This window comes from Nocardioides sp. AN3 (genome assembly GCF_054653495.1).
The window spans coordinates 15,833-35,291 of record NZ_BAAIGC010000036.1 but is presented as its reverse complement, the minus strand read 5'-3'; the positions used below and the strand labels follow the sequence as shown (position 1 = coordinate 35,291).

Genomic DNA, 19,459 nt, shown 5'->3' with positions numbered 1-19,459 from the left:
GACGGTCACAGCCCATGTCCGCCGTCCGACCTCAGCGACTGCCCCGTCATCGCGCGGCACGCGGCCGAGCAGAGGAAGAGATAGAGCTCTGCGATCTCCTCTGGTGTCTGGACGGTTCCCAGGGGGTTTCGACTTCGAATGAGCTCGGCCTGTGCCGCAGGATCGGTGAAACGAGGACGGTCCCGATCGACTCCAGGAACAGCGAGGTTGGTGACGATGCCGCCAGGGGCAACCGCGTTGACGCGGACCTCAGGCGCCAGCGCCGCCGCGGCCCACGCCAGAATGCCACGGCCTGCGTGCTTCGAGGCCGTGTAGGCAATTCCTGCGCCGGTCACGTGGCCTGCGGTGAAGGCCGCGTCGGAGAGGGTGAGAACGATGCTCCCGCGATTCTTCCTGAGCTGTTTCGCCGCTGCATGAATGGCGAGGAGGTAGCCCACCACATTGATTGTCACGATGTCGTTCGCTGAGTGCGCGAAGCGGCTCGGCTCCTCCTCGAGGTCGAGGCCGCCATCGTGCATTCCCGCGTTGGCCACGAGTGCCGTGAGCGTGCCGATCTTCGTCGCCTCTGCGACGGCTTCCTGGTGAGGGCGCCAGTCGCGAACGTCGCCGACGACGCTGTGATGTGCCGCTGAGCTCGGCGATCGATCCACGCTCACGACCTTCTTGCCGTGGCGACGGAAGGCCTCGGCCACAGCCAGGCCGATGCCTGACGAACCGCCCGTGACGATGACGGTCTCGCTCATCGATTCTCCTCTCCCAGAGTCGACCGGAGCAGCGAGCCCCGGGTCGACTCTGGTCAGACACCGGCCATCAACTCGCTCGGGACTAGTTCGGTCGCTTCACGCCTTCGTCCAGGAAGTCATTCGTCGCATAGTCGTCGAAGCTCTTCGGATCCTTGATCTGCCCGACGTCGGTCAGAATCTTCAGTGCTGTCGCGAGCGTCTCCTCGGATATCGAACCGAGCGGCGCCGAGGCGTCGGAGGATGGCATCGACCCGAGGACCGACTTGAGCTCGGCCACCGCAAGGTCGTCGTTGTACTTGTCTTGTTCGCTGAAGCTCTTGGCAACCGCATCCGGATGCTCGAGCGCCGCCTCGAGCGTCTTCTGAGCAGCGTGGACGAAGTCTGTTGCGACGTCCTTCTTCGCAAGGAACTTGTCCGAGCAGACCATGTAGAACCCAGGCGTGTGAACTCCGTAGTCCCAGTACATGAGGGCCTTCGTCTCGACCCCCTTGGCTGCCAGCCCCGGCGCGACCACGCTGTTGGTGACGACTCCATCGACCTTGCCGGTGGCAAGCGACGTCAGCTTCGGACCAGGTTGCATGTTGACGAGCTCGACCTTCTTGGCGTCGACATCGTTGAGCTTCATGAGCACCGGCAGCAGCGTGGACGGACCATCGCCCGCCGTGATGGCGAGACCCTTGCCTTCGAGGTCGGCCGGGCTGGCGATGGGCGACCCAGCAGGACTCAGCACGGCGAGGGTGTTCTGCGCATAGACGCTGAGGACGGCCTTCGCTGCGATCCCCTTGCTCGCCAGGGTGAGCCACGTGCCGGCGTCCACGATCCCGCAGTCATCCGAGCCGTTCCCGACAGTCTGAGCAGTGACGGCCGATCCTTTGCCTTCGTTGACGGTGAGGTCGATGCCGGCGTCGGCCATCGTGTGGTCCTTGGCGTAGACCCACGGGGACTCCATGCCGGTCGCCGTGAACGAAAGCCGCAGCTTGACAGGTTGCCGGGCATCAGCCTGCGAGTCACATCCAGTGGTGGCGAGTCCGGCAACGCTCGCGACCAATGCGGCAGTTGCCGCCGTGAACCTAGTTGCTCTCGACATGGAACACTTCCGTTCTTTGAGATGAGGGTGAATCACCGCACCCGGTGAACCCGGGAAGGCTGGCGGCAGTTTCTGGTCCGTGCGCTTCAGCGAGCACGGTGTGACGCGTGCCAGGGCATGACGACGCGCTCGATCAGCTCCACGGCGTAGTAGAGAACTGTGGCGACGACCGCCAGCAGGATGGCGATCGCGAAGATCAGGGTGGTGTCGAGCTCGCCCTGCGCGCGGATGAGGAGGTAGCCCCAGCCCTCGTCGGACGCCACGAACTCGCCGATGATCGCCCCGATCACTGCCATGCTGGTCGCGATCTTCAAGCCGGAGAAGACACTGGGGAGTGCGTTGGGGAGGCGCAGACCGAGGAACGTGCGCGACGGCTTGGCGCCCATCGAACGCACCAAGCGCAGCATCTCAGGATCGGTGCTACGCAGTCCGGTCACCGTGCTGACGACGATCGGAAAGAAGACGATGGAGAACGTCACGACGATGCGCGGCGTTGAACCGTATCCGAACCAGACCACGAACAGCGGGGCCAAAGCAACCTTCGGGATCGCGTTGAAGCCCACGAGGAGGGGGTAGGCCAGGCGCTCGACCCACTTGCTCGCGACGATCAGGATGCCGAGCGGAACGGAAACGATGACACCGGCGAGGTAGCCGACGAAGACCACATACAGCGTCGGCTGCGAGTCCGCGACCAGTGACCCCATGCTCGTGACGAGCCGGTCCAGTACGGCCCATGGCGCGGGGAGCAGGTACTCCTTGGGCTCGAAGACGACGATGACCAGGCTCCACAGCAGGATGAGAACGATCACCGACATCGCGGTCCAGGTCAGTGGGCCGAACCGTTCGGACACCCACGTGGCTCGACTCCTGGGCACCCCAGCCGACGTCCGACCGAGAGTGGTGATCCGCCTGGCGACGCGTTCAGTCATGGAAGACTCCGAGCTCCTTGAACATGCCGTGGATCTGCGCGTGGTAGGCGGAGAACTGCTTGCTTTCGCGGATCTCGGCGCTCCTCGGTCGCGGCAGGTCGATGCGGACGTCGGCGTGAATGCGGCTCGGACGAGCGCTCATGACAATGACCCGGTCGGACAGGAAGACGGCTTCAGGGATGTCATGTGTCACGATGACGGCCGTCTTCTGCTCACCGGCCCACAGCGCTTGGAGGTCGAGCTGCATCTGCTCCTTCGTCAGGGCATCGAGTGCACCGAAAGGCTCGTCGAGCAGGATCAGCTGCGGGTCGGGGATGAGCCCCCGACAAAGAGCCACACGCTGCCGCATGCCACCTGAGAGCTCGAACGGCCGCCGGCTCGCGAAGTCCTCGAGTCCGACGCGCTCGAGCAGCTCCAGCGCGCGCTCGCGGTGGGGCTCAGTGCTCTCGCCCCGCATCGAGAACGGAAGAAGGACATTGTCGACCACTGTTCGCCAGTCGAACAGCAAGTCCCTTTGGAAGATCACGCCGACTTCGGGGCTGGGTGCGGAGACCTTCTCACCCAAGGTGTACACCGCACCACTCGTGGGCAGCTCCAAGCCTGCGATGAGCATGAGGAGGGTGCTCTTGCCACATCCACTCGGCCCGATGAGAGAGATGATCTCGCCCTCGGCCACCTCGAGACTCGCACGTTCGATGGCGGTCACCGTCTCGCGCTTGGAATGGAACTCCTTGCTCGCGTCGACGACCTGGATGGCCGGCGCCCCGGCAGTCGGCGCGGCGGGAGACCCCACGGCCTCGTCGGTCACGATCGCGGGACGTGGCGTGCTTCCCATACAAGAACTCGCTTCCTCGTTGCGCGAAGGCCCCGTGCCGCTGGCCGGGCCGGTTTGCACGCACCGCGCTGGTGGCGCGGAGTGGTGACGCGACAAACGATGACAATCTAAGTTCTTAATCGTCAATGGCTAAAGCAATTGTCTGAGCACATACGACGGCATCGACTTCTGCGGCAGGCGTTCAGACGCGCCGGGCGACAGCCTCGATCTCGACGGTCGCGCCGTAGGGAAGCCGACTCACCTCGATGAAGGACCGCGCTGGACGTGGCTCGGAGAAGGAGGCGACATACTGCTCGTTGGCCTCCTGCCGCAAGGACACGTCGGTCACGAAGTACGTCGTCTTCACGACGTGCTCGAGGTCGAGCCCCACGGTGCCGAGCCGCGCCCGCAGCTTCGCGAGCGCGGCGTCCAGGGCTTCCCGGCGACCATGCACGACGCGGCCCTCGGAATCGACCGAGAGCGCGCCGGAGACGTAGACGACGCCGTCGTCGTCGTAGGCCTCGGAGTAGGGATGTTCGGGGGTGGTCACGAGAGGCTCCTCCTTCTCGGGGCCGCGAGGGCCGCGTGCCGGTTCACGTCCTTGTAGAGCAGGTAGCGGAACCGGCCCGGGCCACCCGCGTAGCAGGCCTGCGGGCAGAACGCCCGCAGCCACATGAAGTCCCCAGCCTGGACCTCCACCCAGTCCTTGTTGAGCAGGTAGACCGCCTTTCCCTCGAGCACGTAGAGGCCGTGCTCCATCACGTGGGTCTCGGGGAAGGGGATCGCGCCGCCGGGCTCGAAGGTGACGATGTTGACGTGCATGTCGTGGCGGATGTCGTCGGGGTCGACGAAGCGCTGCGTCGACCAGGTGCCATCGACGCCGGGCATCGGCTCGAGTGCCACGTCGGACTCATGGGTGATCAGCAGCTCCGGCAGCGCGATCCCGTCGACCGCCTCGTAGGCCTTGCGGATCCAGTGGAACGTCGCGGTCGCTCCGCTGTCGTTGCGGAGCGTCCAGCAGGTCCCGGGCGGCAGGTAGGCATAGCCGCCCGGCCGCAGTCCGTGCGCGGCGCCGTCCACCTCGAGGACCAGCTCGCCGTCGACGACGAACAGCACGCTTTCGACGCCGACATCCGGCTCGGGCCGATCCGAGCCCCCGCCGGGTCTCACCTCCACGATGTACTGCGAGAACGTCTCGGCGAATCCCGACAGGGGACGCGCGAGCACCCAGGCACGGGTCTCCTGCCAGTGTGGAATCCGGCTCGTGACGATGTCGCGCATCGTGCCGCGCGGCAGCACGGCGTACGCCGTCGTGAACACCGCGCGGTCGGTGGTCAGCTCGTGCTGGCTGGGCAGTCCCCCGCGTGGGACGTAGTAGGGCGACGTCACGCCATCTGCCTCTCACACGGCCTGGTCAGCAGCCGGCCCCGCGGCTCGCCGGCCAGGTCGAGTCGAGCGCCGCGGAGCCAGGTGCCGCGCACGACGCCCGTCAACTGCCGGCCCAGGTAGGGAGTCAGGCCATGCCTGTGGTGGAGGGACTCGGCGGTCACGACGAGCTCCTCGTCGGGCGCGAACACGCAGAAGTCCGCCGAGGCGCCGAGGTCGAGCCTGCCGCGGTCGCGAAGGCCAGCCATCCGGGCGGGCGCCGTGCTCATCCAGCGGGCCACGTCGGTCAGGTCGCTTCCGCGCCGACGCGCCTCGCTCCACACCAGCGGAAGGCCGAGCTGGAGCGAGGCGATGCCGCCCCACGCTGCTCCGAACTCGCCGCTGTCGAGGCACTTGAGGTCCGGCGGCGCTGGCGAGTGGTCGCTGACCACGAGGTCGATGTGGCCGGCTCGGAGCGCGTCCCAAAGGCGGTCGCGGTTGCCGGCGTCCCGGATCGGCGGGCAGCACTTGTAGGTCGTCGCCCCGTCGGGGACCTCGGCCGCGTCCAGGGTCAGATAGTGCGGACACGTCTCGCACGTGATCCTCACGCCGTCCTGCCGTGCGGCAACGACGACGTCCACCGTCTCCGCGCTGGACAGGTGCACGACATGGACTCGGCAGCCCGTGCGCTTCGCCAGCGCGGCCACCTCGCCGACGGCGCTCGTCTCCGCGGCCGGGGGCCGCGAGGCGAGGAAGCTGGCATACGAGCGGCCCACCGCGGCCGGTGCGGCGTCGATCGCCGCTGAATCCTCTGCGTGCACGAGCAGCAGGCCGTCGAGGGCGGCGATCGCGATCATCGCGTGCTCGAGCTGTGCGCGGTCGAGATGACCGAACTCGTCGACCCCCGACGCGACGAGGAAGCACTTGAACCCGAGGACGCCCTCGTCCCAGAGCAGGTCCAAGGCACCCAGGTTCTGGGGCACGGCGCCGCCCCAGAACGCGACGTCGACCCAGGCGCTGGCCTTCGCCGCCTGCCGCTTCACCGCGAGCGCGCCCGGGTCGAGGGTCGGGGGGATGCTGTTCAGCGGCATGTCGATGATCGTCGTGACGCCACCTGCCGCGGCTGCGCGGGTGGCGCTCGCGAAGCCCTCCCACTCGGTGCGCCCCGGCTCGTTCACATGAACGTGACTGTCGACGAGGCCGGGCAACAGCACCTCGTCGTCGGCCAGCTCGAGGGTGGCCAGCGTCGCTGGGCTCGCGCAGAAGTCCGCGACGTCGACGATCGTGCCGTCGCGTATCCCGAGCGAGATCGGGCGCTCCCGTCCCCCGACGACGGCGCGACGTGCACGCACCACGAGGTCCAGCATCAGGCATGCTCTCCGGGCTCGACCACGCTCATGCCAGCGGCGCGTTCCACGCGTCGTAGCCGTAGACCCAGTCCGCGTCGCCAGGCTTCTTCAGCCACTCGTTGCCCCGCGAGCCGATCTGGATCCGGCTCGTCCGCGGCCGGCGCGCCTCCTCGTATCGCTTGAGCGCACCCTCGACGTCCTCGGTCCGCTCCGCCGCACTGGCGACGGCGCGGGCGAAGACCACGGCATCCTCGATCGACATGCAGGCGCCTTGCGCCATGAACGGCATCATCGGGTGAGCCGCGTCTCCGAGCAGCGACACCGCACCGACCGACCAGCATGTCAGCGGGTCGCGCACGTAGAGCGCGGACTTGAGGACACTGTCGCACGCCTCGAGCAGCGCGCGCGCCTCGGGGTGGAAGGACCGGTACATCTCACGGAGCTCCTCCACGTCACCCGGCGTGGTCCACGACTCCTCGGTCCAACTGTCCTGATGGGCGGTGGCGAAGACGAAGGTGTCCCGCCCGCGGTTGAGCGGGAACGTGACGATCTGCGTCTCCGGGTCCGGGCCCCACCACTTGGTGAACGCGTCGAGGTTGGGCACATCGAGACGTTCGGTCGCGACCACGGCCCGGAAGGCGACGACCCCGGTGAACTCGGGCGACTCCTGGCCGAACAGCGCAGTCCGCACGCTGGAGTGGATGCCGTCCGCGCCGACCACGACATCGGCCTCAGCCCTCGCACCACCGTCGAAGACGAGTCGGACCGGCTCGCCGGCGGGCGCAGCCTCGAGAGTCGTCAGCCGATGCCCGAGACGGATGACCGCCGGCGGCAGCGACTGCTCGAGCGCGGCCAGCAGATCGGCTCGGTGGATGGTGAGCTGCGGTGCGCCGTACTTCTGCTCGGCGGTGTTGCCCATCGCCAAGCGCGAGGTCTCCTCGCCGGTGTCCCAGGTACGACTGATCCGATGGCTGGGGCGCGCCGCCGTCTCCCGGATGGCCTCACCCACTCCCAGTCCGTCGAGCGCGTGCACCGCGTTCGGGGTCAGGTTGATGTCTGCCCCGACCCGGCCGAACTCGGGTGCCTGCTCGAAGACGGTCACCTCCTGACCGAGATTCCGGAGCGCAATGGCGGCTGCCAAGCCTCCGATGCCGCCACCCACGATGCCGACGTGCTGACTCATGTCGTGTTCTCCTCGCTTCAGTCGGCCCAGGCGATCGGGCCGCCGGTCCCCAGGTAGATGCTCTTCTGGCGCTGGTAGGCACGGACCACGTCGATGCCCTTCTCACGCGTGGAACCGCTGTCCTTCACGCCGCCGAAGGGTGACGCGATCGAGAGCTGCTTGTAGGTGTTCACCCAGACCGTGCCGGCTTCGATGGCCCGCGCCAGGCGCCAGGCCCGGGCGAAGTCGCGGGTCCAGATCCCGCAGGCGAGCCCGTACGCCGAATCGTTGGCCGCGGCGACCAGCTCGTCCTCATCGGAGAAGCGGAGCGCGGCCAGCACCGGACCGAAGATCTCGTCGCGAACGACGCGGGCATCGGCGGCCAGGCCCTCGATGACGGTGGGCCGCAGGTAGTTGCCGGCCGCCAGTGCGGGGTCGTCGGGGCGAACGCCCCCGGCGCGCACCGTGCCGCCCTCGGCGATCCCAGCGGCGATGTACTGCTCGACGGCGGCGCGGTGGCCGGTCGTGATCAGGGGCCCCAGCTGGGTGTCTTCTGCGCGGGGGTTGCCGACGCGAAGCGCGTCGGCCCGCGCGGAGATCCGCTCGACGACTTCGTCATAGACGGCGTCGTGAACGAACAGTCGCGAGCCCGCGACGCAGGACTGCCCCTGGGAGCTGAAGATCCCGAAGAGCACGCCGTTGATGGCGAGGTCGAGGTCGGCGTCGGGCAGCACGATGGTCGGCGACTTCCCGCCGAGCTCGAGGGAGGTGGTCTTCAGCATCCTCGCCGCGGTGGCGGCGAGGGCACGGCCGGTGTCCGTGCCGCCGGTGAAGGAGAGGTGGCGGACCTCGGGATGCTCCACCAGTCGCTGTCCGACGGTGCGGCCGGGGCCGGGAAGCACGCTGATGAGGCCCTCGGGGAACCCAGCCTGGAGCAGCAGCTCGCCGAGCTCGAGGGCGAGCAGCGGCGTCCATGCGGCCGGCTTGAGGATCACAGCGTTGCCGGCGGCCAAGGCAGGCGCGACCTTCTGCGCGTCGGAGGCGATCGGGCTGTTCCAAGGGGTGATCGCGCCCACGACGCCGATCGGCTCGTGCACCGACGCGGCGACGTACTCTCCACGCGCGGGCGGGAGCGCGCCCTCCTGGGTCTCGAGGACCGCCGCGACGTAGCGGAAGGTGCCGGCCGCGCTCGCGACCAACGCCCGGGTCTCGGTGATCGGCTTGCCGTTGTCGTGGCTCTGCAGCAGCGCCAGCTGGTCGGCACGGTCCTCGATGAGGTCCGCGGTGCGGGAAAGATAGCGGGCACGCTGGTGCGGGAGCAGGTCGCGCCAGGCGCGGGCGGCCCGGGCCGACTCGCCGCTTCGCACCGCCCGGTCGACGTCGGCCGGGGTGGCTCCGGCGAGCGTGGCGATCACGTGGCCGTCGGACGGGTCGATGGAGCTGATCTCCTCGCCGCCACCGGTGACCCACTCCCCACCGACCAGGATCCGGCCGGTGGGAGCGATCCTCGTGGGCGTGCTGCTCGGGTCGGCGTGTGTCGATGCGGTCTGGGTCATGACGACGCTCCTGGGACGTGGACCGGAGGGGTGAAGGGGCTCGCCATCGGCGGGAACACAGTGAGGTCGACCTCGACCATCACCGGTCCGCGCAGCGCCACAGCCTTCTCGAGGGCGGCTGTCAGCGCGCTCGGGTCGTCGACGAGCAGATGCGGCAGTCCCAGCGCCTGGCAGAGCGTGCCGTAGTGCGGGGTGGCCAGGTCCACGCCGGCCCGGGGCCGGCCCATCTGATCCTGCATGTTGCGCAGCACGCCGTATCCCCGATCATTGAAGACCAGCAGGACGAGCCACGGGGACTCCTGCGCCAGGGTCATCAGCTCGCCGAGGTGCACGGCCAGGCCGCCGTCGCCGGCGATGCAGACCGACGGCTCCCCAGGCCGTCCGAGGGCGGCGCCGATCGCCATCCCGAGCCCCTGCCCGATGCCGCCACCGCGGGGGAAGATGTTGTCGCGCGGGTCGCGGATCTCCAGGAGGCGATTGCCCCACGAGCTCGAGGCGATGGTGACGTCGCGCACGATCGGAGCCCGGCGCGGGAGCACTGCACGCAACGAGTCGGCGAAGACGGCATGGTCGCCCAGCCCGGCACGCTGCTGGGCCCGCACGTCCGCGCGGACCGCCCGCACGCGGTCGGTCCACGCGACGCTCGGCGGCTGCGTCCGGACGGCGGCGAGCTCGGCGATCACCGCCTCGAGGAACTCCCTTGCGTCGGCGACGACCCCGAGCGTCACGGGAAAGACCCGGCCCAACGCAGCCGGGTCGACGTCGACCTGCACGTGCGCCGAGGGCACCGGGATCGTGTAGTCGGCCGTCTCGTTGGAGCGGAAGTGGGTCCCGATCGAGACGAGGAGGTCGGAGTCGCGCAGAAGCGCCCGGGCGCCTGGGGCGGTGCCGTAGTTGCCGATGCAGAGGTCGTGGTCCTCGGGCACGGCACCGCGACCGGAGTTGCTCGTGAGCAGTCCCCCACCGAGCAGCTCGACCAGCCGCTCGAGCGGGCGTCCGGCGCCGGCGACGCCTCCTCCGGCCCATATCACCGGTCGCTCCGAGGCGGCCAGCAGCCGGGCGGCCTCGGAGATGGCAGCACCCTCGGGGCCGCCCGCCGGGGGCGGCACCGCAGCGCTGATCGGCACGACGGAGTGCTCGGCGTACTGCAGGTCGATCGGCCACTCGACCGAGGCCGGACCACCGGGCACGGCGAGCGCACGGGCCGTGGCCTGGGTCAGCACCGTGGCCGCACTGTCCGTGTCGGTGATGGTCGCCGCGTACGCCGAGACGGCGGTGAGCATGCCGAGCTGGTCCTTGGTCTCGTGGATGAAGCCGCGGCCCGAGCCGAGGTAGGGCGAGTCGACCTGGCCTGTCACGTGCAGCACGCTGGTGCCGGAGCTGAGCGACTCGACCAGCGAGCCGGCCGCGTTCCCCGCACCCGTGCCGGTGCTGGTCAGTGCGCAGCCGAGTCCGCCGCGGGCCCGGGCGTAGCCGTCGGCGGCATTGACAGCGGTCGCCTCGTGCCGCACCGGCACGAACCGGAGGTCACGGTCCACCGCCTCGACCAGCGGCAGGTTGTGCACGCTGACGATCCCGAAGACCGTGTCGACGTCGTGCGCCCGCAGCAGGTCGACGAGCAGGTCTCCGCCGGTCCGTGTGGTCATCTCGAGCTCCTGGTCATCTGGGGTATCGGTTCAGAACAGTCCGCGGTTGACGCCGCCGCAGACGTCGAGGGCGGCGCCGGTCACGTAGGAGGAGCGGGGTGAGAGCAGGAACGCGATCGCAGCGGCGACCTCGTCCGCCGTGCCGAAGCGACCGAGTGCGATGCCGCGGTCCGCGGCCAGGTCGCGCTCCCATTCCGCGTACGTCGCATCGGTGCCGCTCGCGTCATAGCGCCGGCGCCACTGGCCGGTGTCGATCAGCCCGAGGCAGACGGAGTTCACCCGGACTCCGCGGGCGGCGTACTCGATCGACATCGACTTGGACAGGTTGAGCAGGCCGGCACGGGCGGCCGACGTGGTGACCAGCCGCGGCTCGGGCTGCTTGGCCAACACCGCGTTCACGTTGACCACGGAGGCTGCCAGGGACTTCTCCAGCCAGGGCAGCGCGGCGTCGAGGACGTTGAGGACGCTGCTGAACTTCAGGTCGAGCTCGTCGCGGAAGGCATCCCGCCCGGCAACGTCCAGCCCCGCCATCCGCGACTGGCCCGCGTTGTTCACCACACCGTCCAGGCCACCGAACTCCTCGGCCGCGGTGGTGACCAGCCCTGCGACGGCAGTCTCGTCGCGCACGTCGCAGGGCCGGGCGAGCAGCCGCTCGCGCGCACCAGGGACCTCCGCGGCCAACCGGTCCGCTGCGGCGTCGAGCGCGTCCGCCCGGCGTCCGCAGGTGACGACACGGGCGCCCTCGGCGAGGAGCAGGGCCACGGTCGCCAGGCCGACGCCGGAGCTCCCGCCGGTGACGAGATAGGTGCGGTCGCGCAGTAGCAGGTCCATCGTCCTCAGTCCCGCGAGACACCATGCATGGCCGACGTCTCCGGGTAGGTCGGCACCTGAGGCTTCTGGGCGCCGATGATCACGCAGAAGAGAGCGTCGGAGTCGCCGTTGTTCTTCAGACTGCGCGGCACCCCAGCCGGGACGACGATCATGTCTCGGTAGCCGAGGGTGCGCTTCTCGACCTTGCCGTCGCGATGGATCCCGACCTCGACCTCGCCCTCGAGGACGAAGAAGGCCTCCTCGGCATCGTGATGCGTGTGCTCGGGGCCTTCGGCGCCGGGGGGCAGCAGCATGTTGGAGAAGGTGAAGCCCTGCGAGGGGATCGTGCGACGGTCCCCTTCGTGGTTGCCGGTCGCTCCCGAGCCGACGTAGCGGATCTGCGCCCGCTTGAACTGGTCGCCGGCCTTGGCCTGGAAGCCCAGCGTGTCCCAGTCCTCGTGGCGCGTCGACCTGGTCAGGATGATCGAGTCGGTGAACGCGGCGAGATCGGCGTCCTCGTACTGAAGGGTCATGTCGGTTCCTCTCTGGTTCGGTGTGGTGCGGCGGTCGGGCGAAGGGTCGTGCGGTGGTCGAGCGGCTCAGCGAGGCGTCGTGCCCCAGGGGTGCGGGTGAACCGGCGCAGCCAGTCGTTGACCGCCTCCGGCTGCTCCTGGTTGGCGAGGTGACCGGCGCGCGGCAGGGTGGCGAGCAGTGCGCCGGGGATGCCGGCGGCGATCTCACGAGCGCGCTCCGGTCCGGTGACGGTGTCAGCCTCACCGGCCAGAACGAGCGTCGGCGCCGTGATCCGGGCGAGGTCGCCGCTCAGGTCTGCGGTCGCCATCGACTCGGCGGCCTCGGCGTAGCCGGGAAGCCGGATCGCCTCGGCCATGGTCGTGACAGCGGTCCTGACGAGGTCGGCGGGCGCGTGCGGGGACAGCAGCCTCGGCGCGCGGGCCCGGGCGAACGCGTCTGGCCCGAGCCGAAGCAGGTCGGCCGCCCGGGCGCGCATCTGCGCTGCCCTCACGGGGTCCGTGCCCGAGCCCAGGCTGGCACCGACGACAGTCAGGGTGCGGACGAGCTCAGGGTGCGTCGCGGCGAGGCGCAGCGCGATCACGCCACCCCAGGACACGCCGACCACGTGCACCGGACCGAGACCGAGGGCGGCGCGGACCACCCCGAGAGCAGCGGTCACGTACCCGTCGAGGCCGAGGTGACCGAGCGGGCCGACCGGATCGGGCGACGCGGCGTACCCGGGTGCGTCCCAGGCCACCAGGGTGCGCTCGTCGGCGAGCGCGTCGAACTGCGGGGCGAACGACGCCGAGGACGACCCGATGCCGTGGAGCAGGAGCACCGGCTCGCCGTTGCCCGCCCGCCGGTAGGCAGGCATCACTCAGATCACCCCCTGGGGCCGGCCCACCAGGGCCCTGAGCGTGCGGAGCACCGCGTGCGGAACCACCCCGCTGGTGCGCGGGTTCTCCGGCGACGGCAGGTTGCTGATCTCGAAGCGGTAGCTCCCGCACGGACCCTCGGCTTCGATCAGGTGGCGCGTCAGCACAGCGCCCGGGTCGGCCAGCAGCCGGACCTCCACGAGGTCCACGTCACCGACCGCACACCCGACGGTCGCGGCGACGTTCAGCGAGCGTGGAAAGAGCCGGGCAGCCTCGGCGGCATCGCCGTTGAAGACCTCGACCGGCGCGGTGACGCCTCGCAGCCGTTCGGCGGCGTGGTCATCCATCCAGGGCTGCACCAGTGTCTCGGGCAGCTTGGTCGTCGTCACGCACACCCGGGTGAACGGTGCCTGCGCCGCGGCGGCCGAGAGGATGTCGAGGCCGCCGACCGCGCCGGACGTCAGTAGGTAGCGGCCGGGACCGGCCGCGCGGATGCGCTCGGCGACCTCAGCGACGCAGAGCGCCCCGACGGAGGTGATCAACAGGTCGACACCGCGCTCGAGGATGTCCGCGGCGGACTGGGTCACCACGGCCTGGCTGGCGCACTCGACGATGACGTCGGCCTCGTGCACCGCCGTGGCCAGGCTGATCTGCGGGACGCCGGTGTCGAGGACCGCACGGTTGTCGACCACTCCGACGGCGCGCACGCCGGGCACCTGCTCGTCGAGGAGCGCCGCGATCACCGCACGGCCGACGGCGCCCGCGCCGATCACCGCGGCGCGCATCTCGGAGGAGGGCCGATCCCCCGTGCCCGAGTCGGCGCTCACGATTCAGCCGCCGTCTCGAGCGCCCCTCGGTCCTCGAGTCCTGCCATGTGCTCGCGCACCTGCGTCGAGGGCGGGCCCGCGGTCCCCCACAGGTCGGACAGCTCGGGGACGCGGCGCCAGACCCGGCACAGCCATTGGTCCTCCACGACCTGCGCGACGTCGGAGGTGTACTCGCACACGAGCCCGGCAGGGTCGGAGAAGTAGGAGAACGTGTTGTCGCCCGGGCCGTGGCGCCCGGGACCCCACAGTGGCGTGCTCCCGTGGTGCTTGAGCGAGCCGATCCCGCGCATGAAGTGGTCGATCGACGCCATCTCGTAGGCGACGTGGTTGACCGACGTCCACGCCGCCTGGTTGAAGGCGATGCTGTGGTGGTCGCTGTTGCAGCGCAGGAACGCCATCTGGTGCTCGGACCAGTCGGAGACGCGCATCCCCAGCACCGTCGTGTAGAACTCCACCGCGCGGTCGATGTCGACCGTGTTGAGGACGACATGGGTGACCCCGATGGGCACCGGAAGGTCCCGGCTCATCGGCGTCACCGCGTGCAGGTCGCAGCTGAGCTCGATGCGTCGACCCTCCGGGTCCATCAGCACCAGTCCGTAGCCACCTCCCACATCGCTGAGCCGGCCCGGCTCGCAGAGCAACGGGACCCCGGCGGAGACGAGGCGCCGGGCGGCCTCGTCGACCTCGGCCGGCGTGCGGACCGCGAAGCTGATGCGGCCGAGCGCGTTCTGCTCGGCACGGCTCAGCCGGAGGACGTGGTGGTCGGCGCCCGTGCCGCGCAGCCAGCTGTCGTCGACGTCGCGCTCGACGACGGACAGTCCCCACACCTCGGAGTAGAAGTCGGTGCACATGGCGACGTCCGGGACACGCAGCTCCACCGAACGCAGGGAGTGCAGTCGCACCACCGGCTGGTTCATGACACCTCCGAATTGACTTGGTGCTTAATCATTATGTGCTAAACCATTTTGTGTCAAGCAAGTTCTATCGAAGACATCGGCGAGATGTTGCTAGCATCCCCGCGTGACCGACGACGTCGACCGGTTCGTCCGGCAGTGGATCGAGCAGCGGCCCGAGCTCGACCCCTCCCCCATCGCCCTCTTCGGCCGGGTGCACCGCATCTACCTGCGGTATCAGGCGGTGGTCACGAAGGAGTTCGAGAAGTACGACCTCAACCCCGCCTCGTTCGACGTCCTCGCGGCCCTGCGCCGAGCCGGCAAGCCCTACCGGATGTCCGGCACGGAGCTCGCGGCCGAGTCGCTGCTGTCCTCCGCCGGCATCACGTTCCGGCTGGATCGGCTCGAGAAGTCCGGCCTCATCGAGCGCATCCGCGACACCGACGACCGACGTGTCGTCTACTCCCAGCTGACTCAGAAGGGCCTCGGGGTGATCGACCGCGCGATCGTCACCCATCTCGAGCGCGAGCATGCACTCCTGGAGGGTTTGAGCGAGCGCGACGTCACTGCGCTGACCGGCCTGCTGCGCAAGCTCGAGGACGCCATCATCGCCTCCGAGGCGGCCGTCCGCACGAGCTGACGGGACCGGCGCCTGAGTCACAGCGGCACCGCGCGTCCCTCATCCACGGCGCCGCAGTCGATCGCCCGGTCGATGAAGTCGCGCATCGCCGCGCGCGTCGCCGGCTCGTCGATGTGGTCGCCCCCGACGCCGCTCAACCGGTCGATGACCGGGTCGACCGCGGCCAGGTAGAACGCGAACGTCGCCGCGAAGCGCGTGACCAGCTGGCCGGGATGAAGGTCCCAGCCCTGGTAGATCCCACCCTCGAGAGCGCGCCGGACCAGCCGGGCATGCTCGGCCCAGCCGCGTCGCACCTGGTCCGGCCTGCCGACCGGCAGTCGGTTGGTCGAGCCGTCCACCACGTCCACGCCGGTGCCGGCGACCCCGGCGAGCAGGACCGCCTTGGCGTAGTCGGCCACCGGATGGTCAGCGGCCTGGAACGGGCCCGCCACGCCGCACGCGGCGGAGTAGTCGTAGGTGCCGTAGTGAAGTCCGACGACACGGCCGTCTCCGGCTCGTGCCATCGCGCCGGCCGGGTGGCGGCCATCGTCGTCAACGATCGCTTCAGGCAGCTCGATCTGCAGCTCGAACCGGAGGCTTCCCGCGGCGAGCGCATGCCGGCGCTCGAGGTGCTCGCAGATCTGCACCATGGCCTGGACCTCGCACACCGACGTCACCTTGGGCAGGGTCAGCACCAGGCCCGGCGTCACCGCCCCGCGGGAGCTGAGCTCCGCCACGAAGAGCGCCACCGAGCGCAGTCCCCGCTCGCGGGTCTCGGAGTCGAGACATTTGAACCGGATCCCGTGCCGAGCCGGCGCGCTGCCACGGTGGAGGTCGTCGGCGAGCATCGCCGCCGCCGCCCGCACGTGTGCGTCCTCCTCGATGTCGGAGCGGTGCCCGTAGCCGTCCTCGAGGTCGATGCGGAGGTCCTCGACCGGCTCGCGGGCGAGCTTGTCTCGTACCTTCGTCAGCAGGCCTGCGAGGGTGTCGGACCCTCGACCGAGCACCGCCGCGAGCGCGCGATCGTCAGGCAGATGCTGATCGGCCAGCTCCAGCGCAGCCCGGCCCCATGCTGCCGGAAGCCCCGGGGCCACCTGGTCCGCAGGGACGTAGACGGTGTGCACCGGCTGACGCACCAGCCGACGCGGGCGGGGACGTGCTCGGACATCAGCGAGAAGGTGATCCAGACGTGCGGAGAGCTCGGCGAGCTCCCCGCCGGGCATCTTCGGCGCCGCCGGACTACCCATGGGCGACCATTGCGTAGCCGGGCACCGTGAGGAAGTCAGGAAACTCGTCGGCCAGTGCCACCTCGGCGAACAGCCGAGCGGCGTCGTCGAACCGGCTCTCGGCGTACGCCGTGCCGAGGCGGTCCTGGTGCTGCGCGAGCTGCTCCTCGAGGAGTGCTCGCACGAGCGCGTTGGTGACGATCGATCCGTCGTCGAGCTTCGTCTGGTTGTGCCGCCACTGCCAGACCTGCGCACGCGAGATCTCCGCGGTGGCGGCGTCCTCCATCAGGTGGTGGATGCCGACGGCACCGTTGCCCCGCAGCCATGCCTCCAGGTAGCGCAAGGCGACCTCCACGTTGCCGCGCAGTCCCTCGACCGTCACCGCGCCTGGGATGGAGGCGACGTCGAGCAGGTCGGCGGCGGTGACGTCGACCTCGCCGCGTCGGCGGTCCAGCTGGTTCGGCGCGTCGCCGAGGGCACAGGTGAAGACCTCGGCACAGAGCGGCACCAGATCCGGGTGGGCGACCCACGAGCCGTCGAAGCCGGCTCGTGCCTCTCGCTCCTTGTCCTCGCGCACCTTGGCGAAGGCGACCCGGTTCACGTCGGGGTCGCGGCGGTTGGGGATGAACGCCGCCATGCCCCCGATCGCCATGGCCCCGCGACGATGGCAGGTCTTCACCAGCAGATCGGTGTAGGCCCGCATGAGCGGCGCGTCCATGGTGATCAGGCCACGGTCCGGGAGCACGAACTGCGCGCCGCAGTCGCGGAAGTACTTGATGATGCTGAACAGGTAGTCCCAACGCCCGGCGTTCAGTCCCGCGACATGGTCGCGTAGCTCATAGAGGATCTCGTCCATCTCGAACGCGGCCGGGATGGTCTCGATGAGGACGGTGGCGCGGATCGTGCCCGGCGCGACCCCGAGTGTGCGCTCGGCGAAGCCGAAGATGTCGTTCCACAGCCTCGCCTCGAGGTGGCTCTCCATCTTGGGCAGGTAGTAGTAGGGCGCGGTGCCGCCCGCGACCAGCTCGGTCGCGTTGTGGAAGAAGTGCAGTCCGAAGTCGACCAGGGCGCCGACAGCTGCCCGGCCGTCGATCCGCAGGTGCACCTCGTCGAGGTGCCAGCCGCGCGGGCGGACGACCGTCACGGGCACGTCAGCGCGGGTGACGGTGTAGCGCTTGCCCTCCGGCGAGGTGAAGGCCAGCTGGTCGCGGACAGCGTCATAGAGGTTGACCTGACCGTCGAGGACGTTGGCCCAGTGGGGGGTGTTGGCGTCCTCCAGGTCGGCGAGCCACACCTTGGCTCCTGAGTTGAGGGCGTTGATCGTCATCTTCCGACTGGTCGGCCCGGTGATCTCCACTCGGCGGTCACACAGGTCGGCGGGGATCGGCGCCACTGTCCACTCGCTGCTGCGCACCTGAGCGGTCTCGGCCAGGAAGTCCAGGCGCCCTGTCCGGGCGACCTCCTCGCGGCGCAGGGCGCGGGCGCGCAGCAGCTGGCTGCGAGTGGTCGCGAAGCCGCGATGCAGAGCGAGCACGAAGTCGAGCGCCTCGGGCGTGAGGATGTCACGTGACCTGCCCTCGGCCGGCGCGGTGAGCTCCATGGTCATGCGAGGTTCCTTTCTGTGTCGCTGCGCGTGCGCCTGCTCGGCGAGACGGCGCTCTGCACCGCGGCGGCGACGGCGGGCGCCACATCGGGGTCGAAGACGGAGGGGACGATGTAGCTGGCGTTGAGCTCGTCGGGCATGACCGACCTCGCGATCGCCGACGCGGCCGCGAGCAGCACGTCGTCGGTGATCTCTCGCGCGCCCGCGTCGAGCATCCCGCGGAAGAGACCGGGGAACGCCAGCACGTTGTTGATCTGGTTGGGGTGGTCCGAGCGGCCGGTCGCCACGACAGCGGCGTGCTGGGCAGCCTCCAGCGGGTCGACCTCGGGGACGGGGTTGGCGAGTGCGAAGACGATCGCGTCGTCGGCCATCCTGGCCACGTCCTCGCCGGTGAGCAGGTGGGGCGCCGAGACGCCGATGAACACATCGGCTCCGGCGAGCACCTCGCGCATCGAGCCGGTGCGACCGTCGTGGTTCGTGTTCTCGGCGAGCCAGAGCCGTTCGCCGATCAGACCTTCGCGTCGGCGGTGCACCGCTCCCCTCCGGTCGCAGCCGACCACCTCGCCCACGCCTTGGGTGAGCAGCAACCGGATGATCGCGTGTCCGGCGGCTCCGACGCCGCTGACCACGACACGGATCTCCTCGAGCTTCTTCCCGACGACCGCGAGCGCGTTCTCCAGCGCGGCCAGCACGACGATCGCCGTGCCGTGCTGGTCGTCGTGGAAGACCGGGATGTCCAGCTCCTCGCGCAGCCGGCGCTCCACCTCGAAGCAGCGCGGGGCGGCGATGTCCTCGAGGTTGATGCCGCCGTATGACGGCGCGATCGCCTTCACCACGGCGACGATCTCGTCGACCTCGCGGACGTCGAGGCAGACCGGCCACGCATCGACGTCGGCGAACTGCTTGAACAGCGCGGCCTTGCCCTCCATCACGGGGAGGGAGGCAGCGGGGCCGATGTCGCCGAGGCCGAGGACGGCGGACCCGTCCGTGACGACGGCGACGGTGTTGCGCTTGATGGTGAGCCGGCGGACGTCGTCCGGGTTCGCCGCGATCGCCTCGCAGACGCGCGCCACCCCCGGGGTGTAGGCGCGGGAGAGGTCGTCGCGGTGCCGGAGCGTGACCTTGGGCATCACCTCGAGCTTGCCGCCCAGGTGCATCAGGAAGGTCCGATCGCTGACCTTGCGCACCACGACGCCGGGCTGGGCGCCGAGGACGTCGGCGATCCGCGCAGAGTGTGCAGCGTCGACGGCGTCGCAGGTGATGTCGATGACGAGGGCGCGCGGGCCGGACTCGACGACGTCGAGAGCGGTGACAGCGCCGCCCGATTCGTGCACCGCGCTCACGATCATGCCGGTGGCGCCGCGGTCGGGGGGCGCCTCGAGCCGGACGGTGATCGAGTATCCGGGGCTGGGCTGGGACACGTGGACTCGCTTTCGGGAAGG

Annotated in this window: 19 protein-coding genes; 1 reads left to right on the top strand and 18 read right to left on the bottom strand. The window is 69.8% G+C overall.

The window, feature by feature from the left end:
• Positions 1–5 precede the first annotated feature (5 nt).
• The 15 genes from ACYQ1K_RS24670 to ACYQ1K_RS24600 all read right to left on the bottom strand — a co-directional run bounded on the left by ACYQ1K_RS24670 (position 6) and on the right by ACYQ1K_RS24600 (position 14,593).
• The gene (locus ACYQ1K_RS24670) at positions 6–743 is read right to left on the bottom strand and encodes an SDR family oxidoreductase (protein WP_459986101.1); all 738 of its coding nucleotides are present in this window, start codon (positions 741–743) and stop codon (positions 6–8) included.
• Between the two features lie 82 nt (positions 744–825).
• Entirely contained in the window at positions 826–1,692 is an 867-nt protein-coding gene (locus tag ACYQ1K_RS24665; RefSeq protein ID WP_459986100.1) for an ABC transporter substrate-binding protein, read from the bottom strand.
• Positions 1,693–1,916: 224 nt separating this feature from the next.
• Positions 1,917–2,681 carry an ABC transporter permease gene (locus tag ACYQ1K_RS24660; protein WP_459986099.1) on the bottom strand — a complete coding sequence of 255 codons (765 nt, stop codon included), beginning with the start codon at positions 2,679–2,681 and terminating at the stop codon, positions 1,917–1,919.
• 70 nt (positions 2,682–2,751) lie between these two features.
• Positions 2,752–3,594 carry an ABC transporter ATP-binding protein gene (locus ACYQ1K_RS24655; protein WP_459986098.1) on the bottom strand — a complete coding sequence of 281 codons (843 nt, stop codon included), beginning with the start codon at positions 3,592–3,594 and terminating at the stop codon, positions 2,752–2,754.
• 181 nt (positions 3,595–3,775) lie between these two features.
• Positions 3,776–4,123, bottom strand: a complete 348-nt coding sequence (locus tag ACYQ1K_RS24650; protein ID WP_459986097.1) for a RidA family protein — start codon at positions 4,121–4,123, stop codon at positions 3,776–3,778.
• Entirely contained in the window at positions 4,120–4,962 is an 843-nt protein-coding gene (locus ACYQ1K_RS24645) for a bifunctional allantoicase/(S)-ureidoglycine aminohydrolase (RefSeq protein WP_459986096.1), read from the bottom strand. The genes ACYQ1K_RS24650 and ACYQ1K_RS24645 overlap by 4 nt, the downstream gene beginning before the upstream one ends.
• Entirely contained in the window at positions 4,959–6,305 is a 1,347-nt protein-coding gene (gene allB, locus ACYQ1K_RS24640) for an allantoinase AllB (RefSeq protein ID WP_459986095.1), read from the bottom strand. The genes ACYQ1K_RS24645 and allB overlap by 4 nt, the downstream gene beginning before the upstream one ends.
• Before the next feature lie 28 nt (positions 6,306–6,333).
• On the bottom strand, positions 6,334–7,470 hold the full coding sequence (locus tag ACYQ1K_RS24635; protein WP_459986094.1) for an FAD-dependent monooxygenase: 1,137 nt from the start codon (positions 7,468–7,470) through the stop codon (positions 6,334–6,336).
• Between the two features lie 17 nt (positions 7,471–7,487).
• Entirely contained in the window at positions 7,488–9,005 is a 1,518-nt protein-coding gene (locus ACYQ1K_RS24630) for an aldehyde dehydrogenase (RefSeq protein ID WP_459986093.1), read from the bottom strand.
• Positions 9,002–10,651, bottom strand: a complete 1,650-nt coding sequence (locus ACYQ1K_RS24625) for a thiamine pyrophosphate-binding protein (RefSeq protein WP_459986092.1) — start codon at positions 10,649–10,651, stop codon at positions 9,002–9,004. The genes ACYQ1K_RS24630 and ACYQ1K_RS24625 overlap by 4 nt, the downstream gene beginning before the upstream one ends.
• Before the next feature lie 30 nt (positions 10,652–10,681).
• Positions 10,682–11,482 carry an SDR family oxidoreductase gene (locus ACYQ1K_RS24620; protein WP_459986090.1) on the bottom strand — a complete coding sequence of 267 codons (801 nt, stop codon included), beginning with the start codon at positions 11,480–11,482 and terminating at the stop codon, positions 10,682–10,684.
• 5 nt (positions 11,483–11,487) lie between these two features.
• A complete protein-coding gene (locus tag ACYQ1K_RS24615) occupies positions 11,488–11,994 on the bottom strand; it encodes a cupin domain-containing protein (RefSeq protein ID WP_459986088.1) in 507 nt (168 codons plus the stop codon).
• Positions 11,991–12,848: an alpha/beta fold hydrolase gene (locus tag ACYQ1K_RS24610; RefSeq protein ID WP_459986087.1), complete on the bottom strand. Its 858-nt coding sequence runs from the start codon at positions 12,846–12,848 to the stop codon at positions 11,991–11,993. Before ACYQ1K_RS24610 ends, ACYQ1K_RS24615 begins: the two co-directional genes overlap by 4 nt.
• 3 nt (positions 12,849–12,851) lie before the next feature.
• Complete coding sequence (locus ACYQ1K_RS24605; RefSeq protein ID WP_459986086.1) at positions 12,852–13,676, bottom strand: aspartate dehydrogenase domain-containing protein; 825 nt, start codon at positions 13,674–13,676, stop codon at positions 12,852–12,854.
• Entirely contained in the window at positions 13,673–14,593 is a 921-nt protein-coding gene (locus ACYQ1K_RS24600) for a VOC family protein (RefSeq protein ID WP_459986085.1), read from the bottom strand. The genes ACYQ1K_RS24605 and ACYQ1K_RS24600 overlap by 4 nt, the downstream gene beginning before the upstream one ends.
• Before the next feature lie 103 nt (positions 14,594–14,696).
• Between ACYQ1K_RS24600 and ACYQ1K_RS24595 the strand changes: the two genes are divergently transcribed.
• Positions 14,697–15,209, top strand: a complete 513-nt coding sequence (locus tag ACYQ1K_RS24595; RefSeq protein WP_459986084.1) for a MarR family winged helix-turn-helix transcriptional regulator — start codon at positions 14,697–14,699, stop codon at positions 15,207–15,209.
• A 17-nt stretch (positions 15,210–15,226) separates the two neighbouring features.
• Here ACYQ1K_RS24595 and ACYQ1K_RS24590 read toward each other — a convergent pair whose 3' ends face one another.
• Genes ACYQ1K_RS24590 through ACYQ1K_RS24580 form a run of 3 tightly spaced genes read right to left on the bottom strand, consistent with a single transcriptional unit; the run spans position 15,227 to position 19,438 of the window.
• Complete coding sequence (locus ACYQ1K_RS24590) at positions 15,227–16,435, bottom strand: DUF6986 family protein (protein WP_459986083.1); 1,209 nt, start codon at positions 16,433–16,435, stop codon at positions 15,227–15,229.
• On the bottom strand, positions 16,428–18,020 hold the full coding sequence (gene aceB / locus ACYQ1K_RS24585) for a malate synthase A (RefSeq protein WP_459986082.1): 1,593 nt from the start codon (positions 18,018–18,020) through the stop codon (positions 16,428–16,430). The genes ACYQ1K_RS24590 and aceB overlap by 8 nt, the downstream gene beginning before the upstream one ends.
• The gene (locus ACYQ1K_RS24580) at positions 18,017–19,438 is read right to left on the bottom strand and encodes an NAD-dependent malic enzyme (protein WP_459986081.1); all 1,422 of its coding nucleotides are present in this window, start codon (positions 19,436–19,438) and stop codon (positions 18,017–18,019) included. Before ACYQ1K_RS24580 ends, aceB begins: the two co-directional genes overlap by 4 nt.
• Between the last annotated feature and the right edge of the window lie 21 nt (positions 19,439–19,459).

What these genes read in the sequence shown, in the direction of transcription:
- ACYQ1K_RS24655 (WP_459986098.1), bottom strand. Translation starts at nt 3,594, where the DNA reads ATGGGAAGCACGCCACGTCCCGCGATCGTGACCGACGAGGCCGTGGGG.
- ACYQ1K_RS24665 (WP_459986100.1), bottom strand. Translation starts at nt 1,692, where the DNA reads ATGGAGTCCCCGTGGGTCTACGCCAAGGACCACACGATGGCCGACGCC.
- ACYQ1K_RS24630 (WP_459986093.1), bottom strand. Translation starts at nt 9,005, where the DNA reads ATGACCCAGACCGCATCGACACACGCCGACCCGAGCAGCACGCCCACG.
- ACYQ1K_RS24600 (WP_459986085.1), bottom strand. Translation starts at nt 14,593, where the DNA reads ATGAACCAGCCGGTGGTGCGACTGCACTCCCTGCGTTCGGTGGAGCTG.
- ACYQ1K_RS24635 (WP_459986094.1), bottom strand. Translation starts at nt 7,470, where the DNA reads ATGAGTCAGCACGTCGGCATCGTGGGTGGCGGCATCGGAGGCTTGGCA.
- allB (WP_459986095.1), bottom strand. Translation starts at nt 6,305, where the DNA reads ATGCTGGACCTCGTGGTGCGTGCACGTCGCGCCGTCGTCGGGGGACGG.
- aceB (WP_459986082.1), bottom strand. Translation starts at nt 18,020, where the DNA reads ATGACCATGGAGCTCACCGCGCCGGCCGAGGGCAGGTCACGTGACATC.
- ACYQ1K_RS24620 (WP_459986090.1), bottom strand. Translation starts at nt 11,482, where the DNA reads ATGGACCTGCTACTGCGCGACCGCACCTATCTCGTCACCGGCGGGAGC.
- ACYQ1K_RS24590 (WP_459986083.1), bottom strand. Translation starts at nt 16,435, where the DNA reads ATGGGTAGTCCGGCGGCGCCGAAGATGCCCGGCGGGGAGCTCGCCGAG.
- ACYQ1K_RS24625 (WP_459986092.1), bottom strand. Translation starts at nt 10,651, where the DNA reads ATGACCACACGGACCGGCGGAGACCTGCTCGTCGACCTGCTGCGGGCG.
- ACYQ1K_RS24610 (WP_459986087.1), bottom strand. Translation starts at nt 12,848, where the DNA reads ATGCCTGCCTACCGGCGGGCGGGCAACGGCGAGCCGGTGCTCCTGCTC.
- ACYQ1K_RS24670 (WP_459986101.1), bottom strand. Translation starts at nt 743, where the DNA reads ATGAGCGAGACCGTCATCGTCACGGGCGGTTCGTCAGGCATCGGCCTG.
- ACYQ1K_RS24615 (WP_459986088.1), bottom strand. Translation starts at nt 11,994, where the DNA reads ATGACCCTTCAGTACGAGGACGCCGATCTCGCCGCGTTCACCGACTCG.